Annotated in this window: 21 protein-coding genes; 20 read left to right on the top strand and 1 reads right to left on the bottom strand. The window is 53.6% G+C overall.

Going from position 1 to position 17,938, the window contains the following annotated elements; genetic code table 11:
• Positions 1-61: 61 nt before the first annotated feature.
• Positions 62-718, bottom strand: coding sequence for a LexA family protein (locus OOJ60_RS05785; protein WP_205612210.1), 657 nt, complete (start codon positions 716-718; stop codon positions 62-64).
• 100 nt (positions 719-818) lie between these two features.
• Here OOJ60_RS05785 and OOJ60_RS05780 point away from each other — a divergent pair, with 100 nt between their 5' ends.
• From OOJ60_RS05780 to OOJ60_RS05685, 20 genes are all read left to right on the top strand, one after another.
• Positions 819-1,016, top strand: coding sequence for a Cro/CI family transcriptional regulator (locus OOJ60_RS05780; RefSeq protein WP_181822676.1), 198 nt, complete (start codon positions 819-821; stop codon positions 1,014-1,016).
• 28 nt (positions 1,017-1,044) lie between these two features.
• Positions 1,045-1,602, top strand: a complete 558-nt coding sequence (locus tag OOJ60_RS05775) for a YmfL family putative regulatory protein (protein WP_205612209.1) — start codon at positions 1,045-1,047, stop codon at positions 1,600-1,602.
• Positions 1,603-1,828: 226 nt separating this feature from the next.
• Positions 1,829-2,473, top strand: a complete 645-nt coding sequence (locus tag OOJ60_RS05770; RefSeq protein ID WP_181822678.1) for a phage antirepressor KilAC domain-containing protein — start codon at positions 1,829-1,831, stop codon at positions 2,471-2,473.
• A gap of 1 nt (position 2,474) precedes the next feature.
• Complete coding sequence (locus tag OOJ60_RS05765; RefSeq protein ID WP_205612207.1) at positions 2,475-2,654, top strand: DUF4222 domain-containing protein; 180 nt, start codon at positions 2,475-2,477, stop codon at positions 2,652-2,654.
• Positions 2,651-3,523 carry a conserved phage C-terminal domain-containing protein gene (locus OOJ60_RS05760; protein WP_205612206.1) on the top strand — a complete coding sequence of 291 codons (873 nt, stop codon included), beginning with the start codon at positions 2,651-2,653 and terminating at the stop codon, positions 3,521-3,523. The genes OOJ60_RS05765 and OOJ60_RS05760 overlap by 4 nt, the downstream gene beginning before the upstream one ends.
• Entirely contained in the window at positions 3,520-4,398 is an 879-nt protein-coding gene (locus OOJ60_RS05755) for a phage N-6-adenine-methyltransferase (protein ID WP_205612205.1), read from the top strand. The genes OOJ60_RS05760 and OOJ60_RS05755 overlap by 4 nt, the downstream gene beginning before the upstream one ends.
• Positions 4,391-6,238: a DNA cytosine methyltransferase gene (locus OOJ60_RS05750; protein ID WP_205612204.1), complete on the top strand. Its 1,848-nt coding sequence runs from the start codon at positions 4,391-4,393 to the stop codon at positions 6,236-6,238. The genes OOJ60_RS05755 and OOJ60_RS05750 overlap by 8 nt, the downstream gene beginning before the upstream one ends.
• Positions 6,235-7,275, top strand: a complete 1,041-nt coding sequence (locus tag OOJ60_RS05745; protein WP_205612203.1) for a DUF968 domain-containing protein — start codon at positions 6,235-6,237, stop codon at positions 7,273-7,275. Before OOJ60_RS05750 ends, OOJ60_RS05745 begins: the two co-directional genes overlap by 4 nt.
• Before the next feature lie 14 nt (positions 7,276-7,289).
• The gene (locus tag OOJ60_RS05740; RefSeq protein WP_205612202.1) at positions 7,290-7,868 is read left to right on the top strand and encodes a DUF1133 family protein; all 579 of its coding nucleotides are present in this window, start codon (positions 7,290-7,292) and stop codon (positions 7,866-7,868) included.
• A 150-nt stretch (positions 7,869-8,018) separates the two neighbouring features.
• Positions 8,019-8,804, top strand: a complete 786-nt coding sequence (locus OOJ60_RS05735) for a hypothetical protein (RefSeq protein WP_205612201.1) — start codon at positions 8,019-8,021, stop codon at positions 8,802-8,804.
• Positions 8,805-8,899: 95 nt separating this feature from the next.
• A complete protein-coding gene (locus OOJ60_RS05730) occupies positions 8,900-9,295 on the top strand; it encodes a phage holin family protein (RefSeq protein WP_205612200.1) in 396 nt (131 codons plus the stop codon).
• The gene (locus tag OOJ60_RS05725) at positions 9,282-9,563 is read left to right on the top strand and encodes a phage holin family protein (protein ID WP_044268894.1); all 282 of its coding nucleotides are present in this window, start codon (positions 9,282-9,284) and stop codon (positions 9,561-9,563) included. Before OOJ60_RS05730 ends, OOJ60_RS05725 begins: the two co-directional genes overlap by 14 nt.
• A gap of 156 nt (positions 9,564-9,719) precedes the next feature.
• Entirely contained in the window at positions 9,720-10,349 is a 630-nt protein-coding gene (locus tag OOJ60_RS05720; RefSeq protein ID WP_205612199.1) for a glycoside hydrolase family 19 protein, read from the top strand.
• Positions 10,350-10,356: 7 nt separating this feature from the next.
• A complete protein-coding gene (locus tag OOJ60_RS05715) occupies positions 10,357-10,626 on the top strand; it encodes a hypothetical protein (RefSeq protein WP_205612198.1) in 270 nt (89 codons plus the stop codon).
• A gap of 246 nt (positions 10,627-10,872) precedes the next feature.
• The gene (locus tag OOJ60_RS05710) at positions 10,873-11,196 is read left to right on the top strand and encodes a hypothetical protein (RefSeq protein WP_205612197.1); all 324 of its coding nucleotides are present in this window, start codon (positions 10,873-10,875) and stop codon (positions 11,194-11,196) included.
• A 258-nt stretch (positions 11,197-11,454) separates the two neighbouring features.
• Entirely contained in the window at positions 11,455-11,958 is a 504-nt protein-coding gene (locus OOJ60_RS05705; RefSeq protein ID WP_205612401.1) for a DUF1441 family protein, read from the top strand.
• A gap of 3 nt (positions 11,959-11,961) precedes the next feature.
• Positions 11,962-14,079, top strand: a complete 2,118-nt coding sequence (locus OOJ60_RS05700; protein ID WP_205612196.1) for a phage terminase large subunit family protein — start codon at positions 11,962-11,964, stop codon at positions 14,077-14,079.
• Positions 14,076-14,291: a hypothetical protein gene (locus OOJ60_RS05695; RefSeq protein WP_205612195.1), complete on the top strand. Its 216-nt coding sequence runs from the start codon at positions 14,076-14,078 to the stop codon at positions 14,289-14,291. The genes OOJ60_RS05700 and OOJ60_RS05695 overlap by 4 nt, the downstream gene beginning before the upstream one ends.
• A gap of 8 nt (positions 14,292-14,299) precedes the next feature.
• Positions 14,300-15,820 carry a phage portal protein gene (locus OOJ60_RS05690; RefSeq protein WP_205612194.1) on the top strand — a complete coding sequence of 507 codons (1,521 nt, stop codon included), beginning with the start codon at positions 14,300-14,302 and terminating at the stop codon, positions 15,818-15,820.
• On the top strand, positions 15,789-17,870 hold the full coding sequence (locus OOJ60_RS05685; protein WP_205612400.1) for a ClpP-like prohead protease/major capsid protein fusion protein: 2,082 nt from the start codon (positions 15,789-15,791) through the stop codon (positions 17,868-17,870). Before OOJ60_RS05690 ends, OOJ60_RS05685 begins: the two co-directional genes overlap by 32 nt.
• Positions 17,871-17,938 lie beyond the last annotated feature (68 nt).

Here is a 17,938-nt window from a genome sequence, read left to right as displayed (position 1 = left end):
AGAGAAAAAGTTGGATAACTTACATCGAGGGGTGAAAAAAAACCGGGAGGCCCCGGTTTTGTTATAAATCCATTATTACTTGTCTTACTAATCCTACCAATCGGCAGTTACCGTTAACCTCGAGCATCCTGTAATTGGGATTCAGAGGTACAAGGTATTTCAATGGACCATCGATGACGAACTTTTTAATGGTGGCCTCATCACTACCCAAAAGCTGTGCGATTACAATTTTGCCATTAGCTTGGCTGGCATCGCCAAAATCAGGCTCAACAACGACGATCGAACCCTCAGGAATACTCGGGGCACCCGTAGGGTTGGTCATTGAGTCTCCACGTACAATAAGAGCAAATGCGTTCTCAGAGACTGCGGCTGAGGTATATACCCATTCCTTAATATCACGCTCTGTAATAGCACCGCTACAAGCCGTCCATTCCCCAGCTTGAACCCATGTGAGGATAGGAACTGACCTTATTCCGAATCTGTGCTCAGGCTTCACGGCGCGCGGATGTTGGTTTCCGTCATCCTTTCCGTCAAGTAACCATTGCGGCGACTTATCTAATGCAGCTGCAAGCGCCTGGAGGTTCTCGCCACCAGGTTTGTAGTCACCGGATTCCCAGCCAGTGATAGTGACGCGGTTTACCCCGACGAGCTTTGCCAGGACGGATTGCGTCATCTTTAGTTCTTTGCGTCTGCTTCGGATTCGATCATTCATTTTCATGTAGGCAATCCTACCATTTTATAATGTAGGAGTGCTTGACCAATTGATGTAAGTTATCCTACTATTCACACACTGCATTACCTAACTCCAGAGGAAAAAAATGAAGAAAAATGAAGTTATTTCTTACTTCGGTGGCGTAGGGAAAACCGCTAAGGCGTTAAACATCTCGCACGCTTCCGTATCCGGATGGGATGAGATTATCCCAAAAGGACGGGCCTTTGAGATTCAGGCGCTGACGAAAGGTGATTTGAAAGTGGACCAATCGCTTTATGAAAAGCGTAGCCATTCGACAACATAAATTGAACCACAGAAACGAAGGGGGAGCCGTGGGTAACGAACCTGAATGGAAAGTTGATAAGCAGCCAGCTTGGCTGGTCGCCGCTATCAAAAAGACAATCACTGACCTGCCGGGCGGGTATGCCGAAGCCGCTGAATGGTTGGGGGTGACAGAAAACGCGCTATTTAATCGTCTGCGTACCGATGGCGATCAGATTTTCCCGCTCGGCTGGGCAATGGTTCTGCAAAGCGCTGGTGGAAAAAACCATATCGCCCACGCCGTCAGCAGAGCGTCAGGCGGTACGTTCGTTCCAATGCCAGAGATTGAAGATCTGGACTACGGGGATATAAACCAGCGCCTGCTTGAGGCAATAGAACAGATTAGCACTTATTCGCAACAGGTCAGAGAAGCGATCGAGGATGGGGTGATTGAACCTCATGAGCGATCGGCGATTGATGGCGAACTGTACAGCGCAATATCAAAGCTTCAGGAACATACGTCGCTCGTTTATCGCGTGTTTTGCGCGCCAGAAAAGAGTGACGCCCGCGAGTGTGCAGCTCCGGGCGCCGTGGCAGATAAATCATTGTGTATGGAGAAATCCGCGTGAGCAATTTAACCGCAAATTTTTATTTGCCGCAACTCAGGATGATCCCGGTACCGGGCGCTCCTTCGTTTCGGTATGAACGCATGGTATCGGGTCGCTGGGTTTCATGTAACCACAGTCGCGCGGCTCAAATTGTGGGGGTATTCAACCGGAGGGCCGCGGCATGGTTCAACAAATAAACGGCGTTAATGTTTCAGCGGCTCCGCTCTTTGCTGGGGTACGCGTAACGATGAGTAGTCGCGATATTGCGGCGCTAACTCAGAAGCAGCACAAACACGTCGTACGCGATATTGAAACCATGCTGCAGCAACTCGGCGAGAAGCCGGAGGGGTATGCCCATTTCTGGACCCACCCCCAGAATAATCAGCAGTATCGGGAATATCGCCTCGATCGCGAGCATACCGAGTGTCTGGTTGCCGGTTACAGCGCGCCTTTGCGGATGGCAATCATCCGCCGTCTGCGTGAACTGGAAGAGCGCGCTGGCGCCATCCCGCAAACTTTGCCGGAAGCATTGCGCCTGGCTGCCGATATGGCCGAGCAGAATGCACGGTTAAACCATAAGGTTCAGCAGGATGCCCCAAAAGTGGCTTTTGTTGAGCAATATGTTGAAGCTGGCGGCGCCAAAAGCCTGCGTGAGACGGCGAAGATCCTGAATATGCCCGAAAAGGCGATGATCGACGTGCTGCTGCGTGACAAAGTATTGTTCCGCCAGTCTGGCAATTTGCTGCCGCATGCCCTGCGCCAGCGTGAGGGCCTGTTTACCGTCAAAACCGGTACGTCTGATTTCGGTCATGCCTATACGCAAACCCGCGTAACACCACGTGGCGTCCAGTGGATTGCCGAACGCTACGCCTCCGAATTGATGGGGGGCTAACGTGACAGAGCATATTCAACCCCTGAACCGATATTACCGGGATCATCACGGCATCGTTGTGAATGTGACGGGTTATGACGCAGCCGGACAGCGTGTTATCTACCGCCGCCCTGGTTACGAATGGGAGTGCGTGGCGCCGCTGATTGTGTTCCGTGCAAGATTCGTGAGGGTAGATAAGTGAGCGTTAAATTATCTGCATACGTCTGGGATGGCTGTGCGGCGGCAGGCATGAAGATTTCCAGTGTCGCAATAATGGCACGCCTGGCAGACTTCAGTAACGACGAAGGCGTTTCCTGGCCTTCCATTGAGACTATCGCTCGTCAGATTGGGGCGGGGCCCAGCACGGTCAGAACGGCGATAGCAAAGCTGGAAGCTGAAGGTTGGTTGACCCGTACCGCTCGCCGTCAGGGCAACCGTAATGCATCCAATGTTTACCGACTTAATGTGGAGAAACTCCAGGCGGCGGCCTTCGCTCACCTGTCAGATTCTGACCCGTCAAAATCTGACGCATCAAAATCTGACCCGTCAAAATTTGAGGCGTCAAAATCCGGTAAAAATGGCGGTTTTCACCCGTCAGAATCTGGCGGGGATCCGTCAGTAAATTCAACTACCGATCCATCAAATAAAAAACCTTCTTGTCTGGTTGCGCCGCAACCCGACCCTGCAGTGATGATCACCGATCAGGCTAAACAAGTTTTGACTTTTCTGAACCAAAAAACGGGATCCCGTTATCAGGTGGGGAAAACGTCGCTGGAGAATATTCGCGCCCGGCTGGGGGAAGGGTTTACCAACGAGGAGCTCACTCTGGTTGTGGAGTACATGACAGAGAAATGGGGGCAGGATTTTAAAATGTCCGAGTACCTTCGACCAACGACGCTGTTTCTACCAACGAAATTCCCTGGTTACCTGCAGGCCGCGAACAAATGGCACAAAGCCGGTCGCCCTGAGCGCAAAAATGGCGAGTGGGTTACCAATCCCAGCCCTGCTGCGCGGGCAACCTTCAAAGATGTGGATTATTCACTACCAGAAAATTCGGGATTTCGCTCATGAATAAATACTGCCATGCGCTGGCTGAACTGCGTAGCCAGCCAGCCCATGAGTTAAAAGAAGTTGGCGATCAGTGGCGCACACCGGATCTGCTGTTTTGGGGCATCAATGCGATGTTTGGCCCGCTAGTTCTCGACCTGTTTGCTGATGATGACAACGCGAAGTGCCCGGTATGGTACACCGCTGAAGATAACGCGCTGACTCAGGACTGGTCTGAACGTCTGAAAGAACTGGGTGGCGCTGGTTATGGCAACCCACCGTATAGCCGTTCGCAGTACCACGAGAAGCAGGCGATCACAGGCATGACGCACATCATGAAATACGCAGCAGCCCAGCGCGAGAAGGGCGGTCGCTATGTATTCCTGATAAAAGCCGCGCCGAGTGAAACGTGGTGGCCGGAAGATGCAGATCACATTGTATTTATTCGCGGGCGCATTGGTTTCGATCTGCCAGTGTGGTTTGTACCTGCTGACGAAAAACAGAAGCCCACCAGCGCGTTTTTTGCCGGCGCCATAGCTGTATTCGATAAGTCATGGCGTGGCGAGCGTTTCAGTTATATCAACCGTACCGAACTGGAGGTGAAAGGGCAGGCATTTATGTCATTGGTAGAATTTGCCGCAGGCCGGGCCCGGCAGCCAACAACAGCATCGCAGTCTACAGCGCCGGTGACACTGCCAGATGTCGAATCGCGGATCTGGCCGCTGGAAGTTGGTCTGGTGTTCAATCAGGTTGAGGGAGCGGATTCTCTGGAGTTGGTCCAGCAGAACAAGCTGAAGGCGAACATTAATCAGCTCTGGCTTGAGCGTATGCCCACCAGCGAGATCATTACCGTTGCGTCAGGTCTTGTTAGTAGCATGCAGGTGGTGACCCATGCGTGAGATTATCGTTGATAATTTTGCTGGCGGCGGCGGTGCGAGTACCGGTATCGAGCTGGCGATCGGGCGCAGTGTGGATATTGCCATTAACCATGACGAAAACGCGATCGCCATGCACAAAACTAACCACCCCGACACCCTGCATTACTGCGAATCCGTCTTCGATGTTGATCCGGTGGCTGCCACTGGCGACAATCCAGTCGGCCTCGCATGGTTTAGCCCTGATTGCCGGCACTTCTCAAAGGCGAAGGGTGCTAAGCCGGTAAAAAAAGAAATTCGTGGTCTGGCGTGGGTCGTGGTGCGTTGGGCGCTGGCGAAGCGTCCGCGCGTTATGATGTTGGAGAACGTGGAGGAATTCAAAACGTGGGGGCCGCTGCTGGCAGATGAAATGCGCCCGGATCCATCCCGCACAGGTGAAACCTTCGCGGCGTTTGTCGGCATGCTGTCTGATGGCATCCCTGCGGATCATCCCGCCCTGGCGGAGGTGTGCGAGTTCCTGTCTATCCCGTCTGATGGTGTTCAGGCCCGGGCACTGGTTAACGGGCTGGGGTACAGCATTGATTACCGCGAGCTACGAGCCTGTGACTTCGGCGCGCCGACTATCCGCAAGCGTTTCTTCATGGTTATGCGCTGTGATGGTGAGGATATTCACTGGCCAGAGCCAACACATGGCGATCCTAAATCGCTGGAGGTTCAGAGCGGCAGGCTGGCACCATGGCGTACCGCGGCGGAGTGTATCGACTGGTCTCTTCCGTGCCAGAGCATCTTCGAACGCAAAAAGCCCCTGGCAGAGAACACTTTAAAACGTATTGCGCGCGGTATTGAGCGCTTTGTGCTGAACAATCCGACGCCGTTTATCGTGAAGTGCAACCATGGCACCAGCGGCGCTCACGATTGCTTCCGTGGGCAGGACATCGATAGTCCGCTTCAGACAATCACGAAAAAACATGGTTATGCTGTTGTTACTCCGTTCATCGCCGGAAATGGTGGCAGCGAGTACCAGGCGAAGCCACGCCCACTTGATAAGCCGACGCACACCATTCTGAAACAATCCCGGGCCTGTCTCGTTGCGCCAGTGATAACCCGCCAGTTCGGGGCCAGCATAGGTCATCGAGCGGACGAGCCGAGCGCGACCATTACTGCTGGTGGTGGCGGTAAATCTCAACTGGTGACCTCAACGCTGATTCAGATGGGCTATGGCGAAAGGGAAGGGCAACCACCTCGTGTGCTCCAGCTTGAGAAACCGCTGGGAACGGTGACCGCCGGGGGGAATAAATTTGCTGCTGTAAGTGCATTTCTGGCGAAGCATTACGGGGGTAATTATTCCGGTCCCGGTCCCGGCGCCGCAATGAATGAACCGACGCATACCGTAACGACCACCGATCACCATGCTGTTGTGACCTCACACCTGGTTCATCTGCGCGGTACCTGCAAAGACGGTCGTAAAGTGGACCAGCCCATTCCTACGGTTACCGCCGGCGGCCTGCATATCGGAGAGGTTCGCGCCTTCCTGATGAAGTACTACGGAAATGAAAAAAGCGGCGTATCTCTGGATGAACCACTGGGAACCGTCACAACCAATGATCGCTTCGGCCTGGTAACGGTTGACGGTGCCAACTACCAGATTGTCGATATTGGCATGCGCATGTTGCAACCTCATGAGTTGTATAAGGCCCAAGGCTTTCCTGAAGGTTACATTATCGATCGTGATTATCGCGGCCAGCGCTATGCAAAAGACAAGCAGGTTGCACGCTGCGGTAACGCCGTTCCGCCTCCGTTTGCCCGTGCGCTGGTGGAGGCCAACCTGCCCGAGTTATGCAACCGGCAGCGGGAGGTTGCATGAGAGCGCTGCTAACCCCTGAAGTTGTGCCACGTCTAGGCGTGGTGCTCCTCAAGCCTGGCAGCGAACTATTTTCCCTATTTACAGGTGGCCGTGTGCTGGTGGAACGTCAGCCTGAGCATATGGCAGGCATGCCTACTGGGCGAGTCCCGGACGCACGCCAACCGCTAGCCGAAAACAAAAACCTCCAGTCCTTTTTCTCTGATGCGCGAGTTATTCAGGCCGCTGGGGGAATCAATGCCCTGGAAGAGTGGTTGCTGAGGCGCTTCAAAAAGTGTCAGTACCCCCACGGTGATTATCACCATAACGAGGTGGTCACAATGCGCTACGCATCGTCGGCGATAGCTGTTTGTTGGCACTGCGACCACACACTGAAAGACCAAACGACGGAAACGCTTGGGGCGATGGCGCTGAATAACGCCACGGAATGGGTGATCGAGAGAGTATTACTGGGGCTCGGATACAACAAAGAGCGCGAGCTGTCCCTTGGGGAATTGTGTTGGTGGGCTATTTACTCCGGGATTGGGGATTCAATAACGGAGGGAATGGCGCATCAGGCGCTGCGTCTCCCTGTTGAACCATTTCTGTCGGTCTACAAAGAGGCCGATATCATCCCGGGCGACCCTGTCCCATCGGCGGTTCAACTTCAGCAGAGAGCAAGACGGTTTAAACGGACAGAAGCCCCGGAGCCGGTAGAGCAAAAGCCTGTTATGGCGCTACAAGCGGATCCGGATAGTCCTGAGTCGTTCATGTTACGGCCTAAGCGCCGCCGCTGGGAGAATGAAAAGTATACGCGCTGGGTAAAAAGCCAGCCCTGCGAGTGTTGTCGCCATCCGGCAGATGATCCGCACCACCTGATAGGTCACGGTCAGGGCGGCATGGGGACAAAAGCACATGACCTCTGGGTGTTGCCTTTGTGCAGAAAGCATCACGACGAGTTACATGCGGATACCGTGGCATTCGAAGAGAAATACGGCTCCCAACTGGAGTTGATATTTCGTTTTATCGATCGCGCGCTTGCTATTGGTGTGTTGGTATAAGTGGAGAACACTAAATGATTAATCCTTCTGAAGTAGGCAAAGCTGATGAAATGGTTCGCCTTCGAACTCTGGAAAGTATCTGGATACAAGGCAAGTTGCGTATGTGGGGGCGCTGGTCTTTCATCGGCGGTGGAACTGGTGGGAACATGTTTAACCAGCTACTGGCATCAGGGAAAATCACCAAAACGGCAATCAACGAAGCGCTACGCCGCATGAAGAAAGCTGGTATCAGTAAACCAGAGTTGGAATCGTTCTTCAGAGAGATTCTCGAAGGGAAGAATAAAAGTGGTCTGGCGTTCTGCTCGGACGATGAAGGCCTAAAGATTGACGGTGTGATTGCCGCTGTTTTGATGAACGAGGATTACAGCTCTCTCTATAGGGTGATCGCGGACCGTCATCGCCTGCGCAAGAGCAAGCGTCAGATGGCAACTGAATTGCAGCAAAAACATCCAGAATGGACATTCATGACCTGTCGTCGTCGTATCGACACTTGGCTAAGTCTTGCAGAATCGATGCTTTATGCTCCACTTTGTGACGCATTCGAAACAAATAGCAGCAAGTTATACTTGAAAAGTGAACCAGTAAGTGCTTAAATTGTGATAAGCTCGGGACGTTAAAGCGAACTGAGCAACAGGACTAAAAGAAGCCCGCCTTTCAGCGGGTTTTTTTGTGCGCTCACAAATAGATTAATCATTTTTTGGGAGTAATATAATTGTCTGACATTCTTACTACGGAACAGACAAATGTTGATTTTCGAATTAACTAAGCCCGGGAGCAACCTTAATTACGAAGATAGGGAACTAAGCTGGAAATTTGAAAGACTGTTAAGTCATTTAGAAACGGCCTTTTATGATGCTAATGTCGCATTAAATTTATTTAATGGCGAAAGTGATAACAGATCCGCTTTGGGAGTTCAAAACCCTGAGCAGTGGCAGAATGATTTCCAAAAACGCCAGGTTTTAGAACAGCAGGTGAGAAATGAATTGGGCATACAGCCCTATGAAGGTTACGAAGAAGTAAGGTTTGAGGTTGATGCTCGCTTAAAAAGGGATAAATGGCGTACCGGAGATGTTCCATTAAGCCATGAACAGAGAATTATTTTTTTACATGCCAAATCATTTCTGTATGCTCTTGACACAATTGATAAATTTATAAAAGTCATTTCTGAAGAAGATGGTGCTCCAGCGCAAATAAAACAGTTACTTGCTCAGGTAGCCAATGATTTTCCCCACTTGAGGGCGGTGAGGAATTCAGCTCAACACTTAGAAGATAGGGCGCGAGGCCTTGGTGCAGGAAAGGTTCCAAAACCCTTGAAACTCCAGCCTGTGGATAATGGTATCGTTGTTGCCCCTCAGGGTGCATTAATGCTGAATAACTTATTCGGTACCAAGCTTGGGTATACGATGGCTGACGGACATCATGGTGAAGTAGATGTGTCAGAAGAATCAATGCTGAAAATCACATCAATCATTCAAGAAGTTTTTAACTCTTTCCCATGGGTTGGACCGCCACAACTTTTACCAAGCTAATATTATTATCATCAAATCTATGAAGGCTGCCCACGGACGGCCTTTTTTATTTTCCCTCTTTCTGTGAGGACTCACAGCAATTAATAGGAGGCTAAATGTCCGATCCTGTTTCTGGCACTACTATAGCTGCTGGTGGACTGATGGGGGCCAGCATGTTCGGCCTGGCAACCGGCATTGATTACGGCGTAGTGTTTGGTGCTTTTGCTGGTGCTGTATTCTACGTTGCGACGGCGGTGAACATCAGCCGCTTTAAGCTGGTGGGATATTTCATCACGTCATTCATCTTTGGCGTTCTTGGCGCTCCGCTAGTTGGCTCGTTTTTTTCTAAATGGACTGGATACAGCGACAGGCCACTTGATGCGCTGGGTGCGGTACTCGTTGCAGCAATTGCCATTAAGCTACTGACTTTCGTCAACAGCCAGGATTTGGGTAGCCTGTTTGGCATTCTCTCTCGTTTGCGCGGAGGAGGGACCAGTAATGGTAACAAGTGATCCTTCAGCGATGATCAATGCATTAATCTGCGGGGTCATCGTTCTTGTTCTGATGTTCTACCAACGTGACGGGGCGAGACATCGCCCGATGATATCTATGCTGGCCTACTTTGTTGTGCTGATATATGCCAGCATCCCGTTCCGGTATCTGTTTGGCCTCTATCAGGAGTCTCACTGGATGGTGGTCATCGTCAATCTGATCATCTGTGCCATCGTGCTTCGCGCTCGGGGGAACCTGGCACGCTTAATTAACATTCTTCAGAAATAAAAAAGGGAAGCGCGACATCTCCGCTTCCCTGAAAGTTCGAGGCTTTGTGTTGTTTTAATGAGGTGGAGTGTCGACTTTAGTCAAACTCTGTTTCGCGGGTATTACATCACATCCTTTGATTTGAGTTTTGTCCTGCCTCAATTTCGGATTAATCACATGAAACAATCACAATTTCAGCAGGCGGCTGGTATAAGCGCCGGGCTTGCTGCGCGCTGGTTTCCGCATATCGACGCCGCTATGAAGGAATTCTGCATCACCGCTCCGCTGGACCAGGCAATGTTCATCGCTCAGATGGGGCATGAGTCCGGCGGGTATGAAAAGGTGGTGGAAAGCCTGAACTACGCTGCCGATCGTCTTGTTCCCGTATTCGGCAAGCACCGTATCACGGAACAGCAGGCTGCCGCACTTGGCAGAACAGCAACGCAGCCAGCCAACCAGAGAGCGATCGCCAATCTGGTTTACGGCGGAGAGTGGGGCAAAACTAACCTGGGTAATCAGGTTGCGGGTGATGGCTGGAAATACCGTGGTCGTGGGCTGAAACAGGTTACCGGATTAAGCAACTACCGCAAATGTGGGCTGGCGCTAAAAATGGATCTTGTCGCGCAGCCGGAGTTGCTGGAACTGGACGAAAATGCGGCGCGCTCCGCTGCATGGTATTTTGCCACCAGCGGCTGCCTGCTTCATTCCGGCGACGTGGAGCGCGTGACATTGTTAATCAATGGCGGCCGCAACGGGCTGGATAAACGTCGCGCGCTGTTTAATCTGGCGAAATCAGTTCTGGCGTGAGGTGAGTGTGGGTATCGAAACGATAATCGGGCTGGCCGCGTTGGTAATTTCCGCTATCGCCGGCGCTTTTGGCCTGGGCCATATACGCGGCACCAGCAAAGCGAAAGCGAAAGCCGACCAGCAGCGCACCGAAGATAACGCAGCGGCAACGGTCACAGCAGCCGAACGCCGGGTTGAAGCAACGAAAGAGGCCAGCAATGTACAGCAGACTGTTAACCATATGCCTGGCGACGATGTTGATCGCGAGCTGCGGGACAACTGGACCCGTAAGGGTTGAGGTAGTGGACACGGCTTGCGACTGGGTTAAACCCATCTACGGAACGGAGCACGACTGGGATGTTCTGGACCGCCAAACGAAGAAAGACATCCTGGCGCATAACAAAGCGTGGCAGGTGAACTGTCAGAAGGAAACCAGATGAAGGGATGGCGGATAAGTTGGCGAAAGAGAGAAAATCTTGGACACAGAGGGCGTGAGCCAGTTTTCATGAGATAATCCTTATTAAATTCGATGAAGGAATAGCTCATGATAGACAACAAATCTTTGGTTCATATCGATATCGGCGGTGATTATCGAATCGGCTTGGGGAAACTTCTGACCTATGAATTTGATGCAACAGTAGGTTCAGGTCAGATAAAAATCACAGTGGAGCCTTTTGGCACTTCTTTCGTTCCGGATGAGCTTTCCCAGATAATTTTAAAGCTAGGTAATTTAGTGACATTATCATTCATTAAGGGACCAGGTGATGAACATCGAATTCTCAATCTAAGAGGGGTTGATGCCAGTACTACTGAAAGGAATGGAAGTTATGTTTGCAATCAACTAACACTTTCATTTTCAGAACTCTGATAAATCTTCATGAAGGGTCGCTTTAGCGGCCTTTTTATTGCGCATCGCACGCGCACATCGTGAGACTCATTTTCAAATGATAACTATTATCATTTTAATGGGTCCTCCCGGCGATTCTAAACACCGAGGGGGCGCGGACACGCGGAAAACGGCTAGTTTTTTGCATTTTATGGGTTTCATCATCATCCGTTTAACCTCTTGATATTTCAGTCCTGAGCATTTGCAGGATGTCGAAATGACTATTTTTTGTTCACCATCATGGATAACGAACTGAAAAATTTCCGGCTGAATATCACTCAGCTGGCAGCCATTACCGATCTGCACCGCCAGACGGTCGCAAGCAAGCTGACAAATGTGCAACCCGCACCCGGCAGCAATCCGAAGCTCAAGCTTTATGCCGTCACCGATATTTTGCGGGAGCTGCTGACAAGCACCACACCGTCCGAGCTGGTGGACGTCGACAAAATGATTCCCCCGGATCGTAAAGCCTGGTTTCAGTCAGAGCGCGAAAGGCTCAAGTTTCAGCAGGAAACCGGGGAGCTGATCCCAGCATCTGAAGTCACCAGGGAGTTTTCCTCCATGGCGAAAGCGATGGTTCAGGTGCTGGAAACGTTACCCGATATTCTTGAGCGCGATTGCGCCATGACCCCTGCCGCGGTTGTCAGGGTGCAGCATGTTATTGACGATCTGCGCGATCAGATAGCCCTCAAAGTTGAGCAGGCCGACTCACCGGAACAGGAGGATATGCCAGAAGAGGAGTAAGTCATGCGACAGGCCACGGCAGCGGAAGTCAGGCGTAATGCTTCCGCCATTCTCAAAGCCCCGCGCCGTATGCCTGTGGCTGAGGCGGTTCAGAAATTTATGCGCGTACCCATGGGGGCTGGTAACTCGGTACCGTGGGACCCTGCCGTTGCCCCGTATGTGATTGAGCCGATGAACTGCCTCGCGATGCGTGAATACGATGCGGTGGTGTTTGTTGGGCCGGCACGAACGGGGAAAACTATTGGCCTTGTGGATGGCTGGGTGGTTTACAACATCGTCTGCGACCCGTCCGATATGCTCGTCGTCCAGATGACCGAAGAGAAAGCCCGAGAGCATTCAAAAAAGCGACTGGCCCGAACCTTCCGAGTTAGTCCTGAGGTTGCAAAACGCCTGAGCCCGTTACGAAACGACAACAACGTGCATGATCGTACTTTTCTGGCGGGGAACTATCTCAAGATTGGCTGGCCTTCAATCAACATCATGTCCTCGTCAGATTTCAAATGTGTGGCGCTCACGGATTATGACCGCTTCCCAGAGGACATAGACGGCGAGGGTGACGGCTTTACCCTGGCCTCCAAACGTACCACGACGTTTATGTCCGCCGGGATGACGCTGGTGGAGTGTTCCCCAGGTCGTGATATTCGAGACAGCAAATGGCGCCGTAAGTCTCCTCATGAAGCGCCACCGACGACAGGTGCGCTTTCTCTGTACAATCGCGGCGATCGCCGTCGGTGGTACTGGCCGTGTCCGCACTGTGGTGAATATTTTCAGCCAGCGATGGAGGCGATGACTGGCTACCGGGATGAACCGGATCCGGTGAAAGCCAGCGAGTCAGCCCATCTGCTTTGTCCGCACTGCAGCAGCGTTATCACAGCAAATAAAAAGCGCGAGCTTAACGGGGTGGGCGTCTGGTTGCGTGAAGGTCAGAGTATTGACCGTGACGGCAATGTTTCCGGTGAGCCACGCCGTTCGCGTATTGCGTCGTTCTGGATGGAAGGACCCGCAGCCGCTTATCAGACTTGGGCGCAGCTGGTGTACAAGCTTCTGACAGCTGAGCAGGAGTATGAGGCCACCGGCAGCGAGGAAACCCTCAAGGCGGTAATCAATACCGACTGGGGGCTACCGTATCTGCCGCGATCGGCCAGCGAACAACGCCGCGCTGATGCGCTGATGCTGCGTGCGGAGGATTACGGTAAACGCCTGGTGCCGCCAAAAGTACGTTTCCTGCTGGCGGCCGTGGACGTCCAGGGCGGCAAAAAGCGGCGTTTCGTCGTGCAGATTATCGGTTATGGCGAAAACGGTGAACGCTGGCTGGTGGATCGCTACAACATCCGCCAGTCGCTGCGCTGCAATGAGCACGGCGAGGCGGAGCCGATCCACCCAGGCGCGTATCCGGAGGACTGGCAACTTCTGATCTCAGAAGTGCTGGAAAAAATGTATGCCCTTCAGGCTGATCCGACGCGGCGTATGCCTGTGCTGGCCATGGCCGTCGACAGCGGCGGTGAAGAGGGCGTAACGGACAATGCCTATAAATTCTGGCGTCAGTGCCGGCGCGATGGTCTGGGCAAGCGAGTCTATCTGGTCAAGGGCGACAGCACAAAGCGCCAGAAAATCATTACCAAAACCCACCCGAATAATACCGAACGCAGCGACCGTCGTGCCGACGCGCGCGGCGAGGTGCCCGTGTATCTGCTGCAGACCGATCTGCTCAAGGATCAGCTCAGCAATAATCTGGACCGTGAGACACCTGGCGCTGGCTACATCCATTTTCCCGACTGGCTTGGGGAGTGGTTCTACGAAGAACTGGCCTACGAAGAGCGTGGTGTGGATGGCAAATGGCGCAAGCCAGGCAAGGGTGCCAACGAGGCCTTTGACCTGTTTTGCTATGCCCACGCCGTTGCGGTTCTGCGCGGCTACGAAAAAATTCGTGACTGGGAAAAACCCCCTGCCTGGGCTGAGCCGCAGGATCTCAACCCAAATATTCATGAAGGGGAACGCCCTCGGGAGATCACCGTGAAAAAAACAAAACCTGTTCAGTCGCCTGTCCGGGCTGAACCTGAAAAGGGTACCGAGCTGTCCGGCAACTGGCTGGGATCTTCCGGTAAGGGAGGCTGGCTGTGACGAAAGACGACATCTGGAAAACACTGCTGATGGTGCGCCAGGCCTACCAGGATTCGCTGGACGGCAAGAGTATCTCCTTTACCGGCGTAAATGGTCGCGCCATTACCAACCACGACCCGAAAGCGCTGCGCGACGAGCTTGAATACTGGGAGCGTCGCTGGCGTACAGTTAACAATCGTGGTGGTTCGTACAAACTCGCTAACTTTCTGTAAGGCGTTCTATGGGCATTCTTGAAAGAACACTGGGGGCTATCTCCCCCGGGTGGGCAGCGGCGCGCGCGCGGGACAGACTCCGGCTTAATGCGTATGAAGCGGCTAACCCGTCACGGCTGCACAAGGCCAAAAAGCAAAGCCAGTCTGCGGACACCTCGGTATTTGCAGCAGGCCAGTCCCTGCGGGAACAGGCCCGTTGGCTCGATGAAAACCATGACCTCGTGATCGGCCTGTTCGACAAAATGGAAGACCGGGTAATTGGTGCCCACGGCATCCATGTTGAGCCTCAGCCACTCGATCTGGAGGGCAATCTCCATTCCGATTTTGCCGGACAGCTTTCGGCACTCTGGGCGGAATGGTCGGTGCGCCCGGAAGTAACCGGCATATTTACCCGGCCGGAAGCCGAGCGCCTGCTGTTGCGTTCTGCATTGCGTGACGGGGAAGTGTTCACGCAGTTAGTCAGGGGGAATGTGCCGGGCCTGCAGCATGCCACCTCCATACCGTTCTCGCTGGAAATGCTGGAGGCGGATTTTGTACCGTTCAACCTGAACAGCACCTCCGGCCAGCAGGTTCGGCAGGGCATCATCGTGAACGACTGGGGCCGCCCTGTCGGGTACCGGGTTTACAAATACCACCCGGCGAACATGACGCGGTTCAGCGCCGAACTCAAAACTGTCTCAGCTGACAACATGCTTCACCTGGCGCAACGCAAGCGACTGCACCAGCTGCGGGGTATCAGCCTGATCCACGGGGTCATTACCCGTCTGTCAGACATCAAGGATTATGAAGAGAGCGAGCGCGTGGCCGCGCGTATTGCCGCTGCGCTGGGCTTCTACATCAAGCGCGGCGATGCACAGTCACTTGGTGATGACGGTGAGTTTTCACCCCCCGGCGGGCAGCGTCACTTCGATATCTCGCCGGGCATGATTTACGACGAACTGCGGCCCGGCGAGGACCTGGGCATGGTGGAATCAAACCGCCCGAATGTCCACCTCTACGAATTCCGAAACGGACAGATGCGCGCTGTGGCCGCAGGCACTCGCGGCAGCTATTCCAGCATTGCCCGGGACTATAACGGCACCTACAGCTCCCAGCGTCAGGAGCTGGTGGAAAGCTTCGAAGGTTACAACGTCCTGCAACAATGGTTTGTCGGCCAGCACAGCCGGCCCGTTTACCGTGCATGGCTGGCAATGGCGTTGCTGAGTGGCGTTGAGGTTCCGCCGGATGTGGATCCGAATTCTCTCTATAACGCACTTTATCTCGGGCCGGTTATGCCATGGATTGATCCGGGGAAAGAGGCTAACGCCTGGAAAGCGATTGTGCGTGGCGGTGCGGGTACAGAAGCGGAATGGGCGCGGGCCCGTGGGAAAAACCCGCAGGAGGTTAAACGCCAGCGACTTCGTGAAACAGAATTTAACCGTAAACACGGGCTGGTGTTTGATTCCGACGCCGCCAATGACAAAGGAGCGATGCCAGATGCAACGGCAAAAACAAATGATGCCCGGCGTGAACCGGACGATGATGATTAATCCGCGCGCCAGCCTGGCGGGTGTCGATGCGGCAAACGGTCAGTGCTGGTATGAAATCCGCGCGCTATCCGCAGGCCGCGTCGAAATCTTCCTTTATGACGTGATCGGCGGCTGGGGCATCACTGCCCAGCAGTTTGTCGCTGACTGTAAAGAGGCGGGGGTGTTTGACGCCAGCGCGGTGGACTTGCATATCCACAGCCCCGGCGGCGATGTGATGCAGGGTTTTGCCATTTACAACACCCTGTCGCGGCTGAAAGCGAAAGTGGATATCTGGGTGGACGGCGTGGCGGCAAGCATGGCCTCGATGATTGTCTGCCTGCCCGGCGCAACGGTGCACATGCCGGAAAACGCCTGGATTATGGTCCACAAACCGTGGGGCGGCATCGCCGGCGATTCTGACGATATGCGCGATTACGCCGCCTGGCTTGATCGTAATGAGTCCTTGATGCTCAGCGCCTACATGAACAAAACAGGACTGGGGCAGGAGGAGCTGGAAGCGATGCTGAAAGCAGAGACCTGGCTTAACGGTGCCGAGGCGGTGGAAAAAGGTTTCGCCGACAAACTTGAACCTGAACTGCAGGCCGCGGCCTGTGTGAATCAAAATAAACTGAAGGATTACCAGAATATGCCAGAACAGATTAATTCCCTATTTACGCCGCGCGCCGAAGCTCCTGTGAATCAGCCGCAGCAGCCTGCTCCGGTACAGGCAAATCTTAACCCGCCAGCACCACAACAGCCTGCACCTCAGATGTCGAACATCGATATTACCGCGCTTGCCCAGCAGTTGCAGCAGCAGATGCAGACGGTGAACGCGGAGCGCGTGAATTCCGTTTCAGCCGTGTTTGAGGCGTTCCCGGCCTTCGCGACGCTGAAGGCGGAATGTCTTGCCGACTTCACATGCAACGCCGAAAAGGCCCGCGACAAACTGCTGCAGGCGCTGGCGGCAGGCACCACCCCAAGCGCAGGTCCGGGAGCCATTCATCTTTATGCTGGTAACGGCAATCTGGTCGGTGATTCCATTCGCGCTGCGGTAATGACCCGGGCGGGGTTTGCCCAGGCAGAAAAAGATAATGCCTATAGCGGCTATACCCTGCGTGAACTGGCGCGCGCGTCGCTGGTCGATCGCGGTATCGGTATCTCCGGGCACGGCACACCGCTGGCGATGGTCGGCCTGGCCTTTACCCACAGCGGCAGCGACTTCGGTAATATCCTGATGGATGTGGCGCACAAAGCGGCACTGCTGGGCTGGGATGAAGCAAATGAAAACTTCGACCAGTGGACCCGTAAAGGCACGCTGACTGATTTTAAAACTGCGCACCGCCCTGGGCTGGACTCATTCCCGACCCTGCGCAAGGTGCGTGCCGGGGCGGAATATAAGTATGTCACTCTGAAAGATCGCGGAGAACCCATTGCGTTGGCGACCTATGGCGAGCTTTTCAGCATCGATCGCCAGACCATCATTAACGACGATATGGATATGCTTACCCGTATCCCGAAGGCTATGGGCGGTGCGGCGCGCGCTACCGTCGGCGATCTGGTCTGGGCGGTGCTGACCAGTAATCCGAAAATGTCTGATGGCAAACCGTTGTTCCATGCTGACCATGGCAACCTGATAGCGGCTGACCTGAGCATTGATGGACTGGATGATGGACGTAAGGCGATGTTGTTGCAGAAGTCTGGCGATCGTCACCTCAATATCCGCCCGGCTTTTGCGTTGACGCCGGTAGCTATTGAATCCCGTGCTAATCAGTTGATCAAATCTGCCAGTGTGCCGGGGGCAGATGCCAATAGCGGTATTGATAACCCGATCCGGAACTTTGCCACGGTACTTTCAGAAGCGCGACTGGATGACAGCAGCCCGACTGATTATTACCTGGCGGCTGCGAAGGGACGCGACACCATTGAAGTGGCGTATCTGGACGGTATCGACACGCCGTATCTGGAACAGCAGCAGGGCTTCACTGTGGACGGTGCCGCATTCAAGGTTCGCATTGATGCGGGTGTGGCCCCGCTCGACTGGCGCGGGCTGGTTAAAGTCACCAAAAAATAACGACCGCCGCCTGGCGGTTTTTTTTATCCCTGAAGGCGGCGCGGGCCGCCTTATCCTCTTATGGAGAA

Source organism: Citrobacter sp. R4 (assembly GCF_026719175.1).
Taxonomy (GTDB): domain Bacteria; phylum Pseudomonadota; class Gammaproteobacteria; order Enterobacterales; family Enterobacteriaceae; genus Citrobacter_A; species Citrobacter_A sedlakii.
Note: the sequence above shows the minus strand (reverse complement) of the source record. Positions and strands in the feature narration are given on the sequence as shown.

Excerpts from the sequence above, each read along its gene's own strand:
- OOJ60_RS05785 (WP_205612210.1), bottom strand. The coding sequence starts at position 718 with ATGAAAATGAATGATCGAATCCGAAGCAGACGCAAAGAACTAAAGATG.
- OOJ60_RS05780 (WP_181822676.1), top strand. The coding sequence starts at position 819 with ATGAAGAAAAATGAAGTTATTTCTTACTTCGGTGGCGTAGGGAAAACC.
- OOJ60_RS05770 (WP_181822678.1), top strand. The coding sequence starts at position 1,829 with ATGAGTAGTCGCGATATTGCGGCGCTAACTCAGAAGCAGCACAAACAC.
- OOJ60_RS05755 (WP_205612205.1), top strand. The coding sequence starts at position 3,520 with ATGAATAAATACTGCCATGCGCTGGCTGAACTGCGTAGCCAGCCAGCC.
- OOJ60_RS05750 (WP_205612204.1), top strand. The coding sequence starts at position 4,391 with ATGCGTGAGATTATCGTTGATAATTTTGCTGGCGGCGGCGGTGCGAGT.
- OOJ60_RS05745 (WP_205612203.1), top strand. The coding sequence starts at position 6,235 with ATGAGAGCGCTGCTAACCCCTGAAGTTGTGCCACGTCTAGGCGTGGTG.
- OOJ60_RS05740 (WP_205612202.1), top strand. The coding sequence starts at position 7,290 with ATGATTAATCCTTCTGAAGTAGGCAAAGCTGATGAAATGGTTCGCCTT.
- OOJ60_RS05735 (WP_205612201.1), top strand. The coding sequence starts at position 8,019 with ATGTTGATTTTCGAATTAACTAAGCCCGGGAGCAACCTTAATTACGAA.
- OOJ60_RS05730 (WP_205612200.1), top strand. The coding sequence starts at position 8,900 with ATGTCCGATCCTGTTTCTGGCACTACTATAGCTGCTGGTGGACTGATG.
- OOJ60_RS05725 (WP_044268894.1), top strand. The coding sequence starts at position 9,282 with ATGGTAACAAGTGATCCTTCAGCGATGATCAATGCATTAATCTGCGGG.
- OOJ60_RS05720 (WP_205612199.1), top strand. The coding sequence starts at position 9,720 with ATGAAACAATCACAATTTCAGCAGGCGGCTGGTATAAGCGCCGGGCTT.
- OOJ60_RS05710 (WP_205612197.1), top strand. The coding sequence starts at position 10,873 with ATGATAGACAACAAATCTTTGGTTCATATCGATATCGGCGGTGATTAT.
- OOJ60_RS05705 (WP_205612401.1), top strand. The coding sequence starts at position 11,455 with ATGGATAACGAACTGAAAAATTTCCGGCTGAATATCACTCAGCTGGCA.
- OOJ60_RS05700 (WP_205612196.1), top strand. The coding sequence starts at position 11,962 with ATGCGACAGGCCACGGCAGCGGAAGTCAGGCGTAATGCTTCCGCCATT.
- OOJ60_RS05690 (WP_205612194.1), top strand. The coding sequence starts at position 14,300 with ATGGGCATTCTTGAAAGAACACTGGGGGCTATCTCCCCCGGGTGGGCA.
- OOJ60_RS05685 (WP_205612400.1), top strand. The coding sequence starts at position 15,789 with ATGCCCGGCGTGAACCGGACGATGATGATTAATCCGCGCGCCAGCCTG.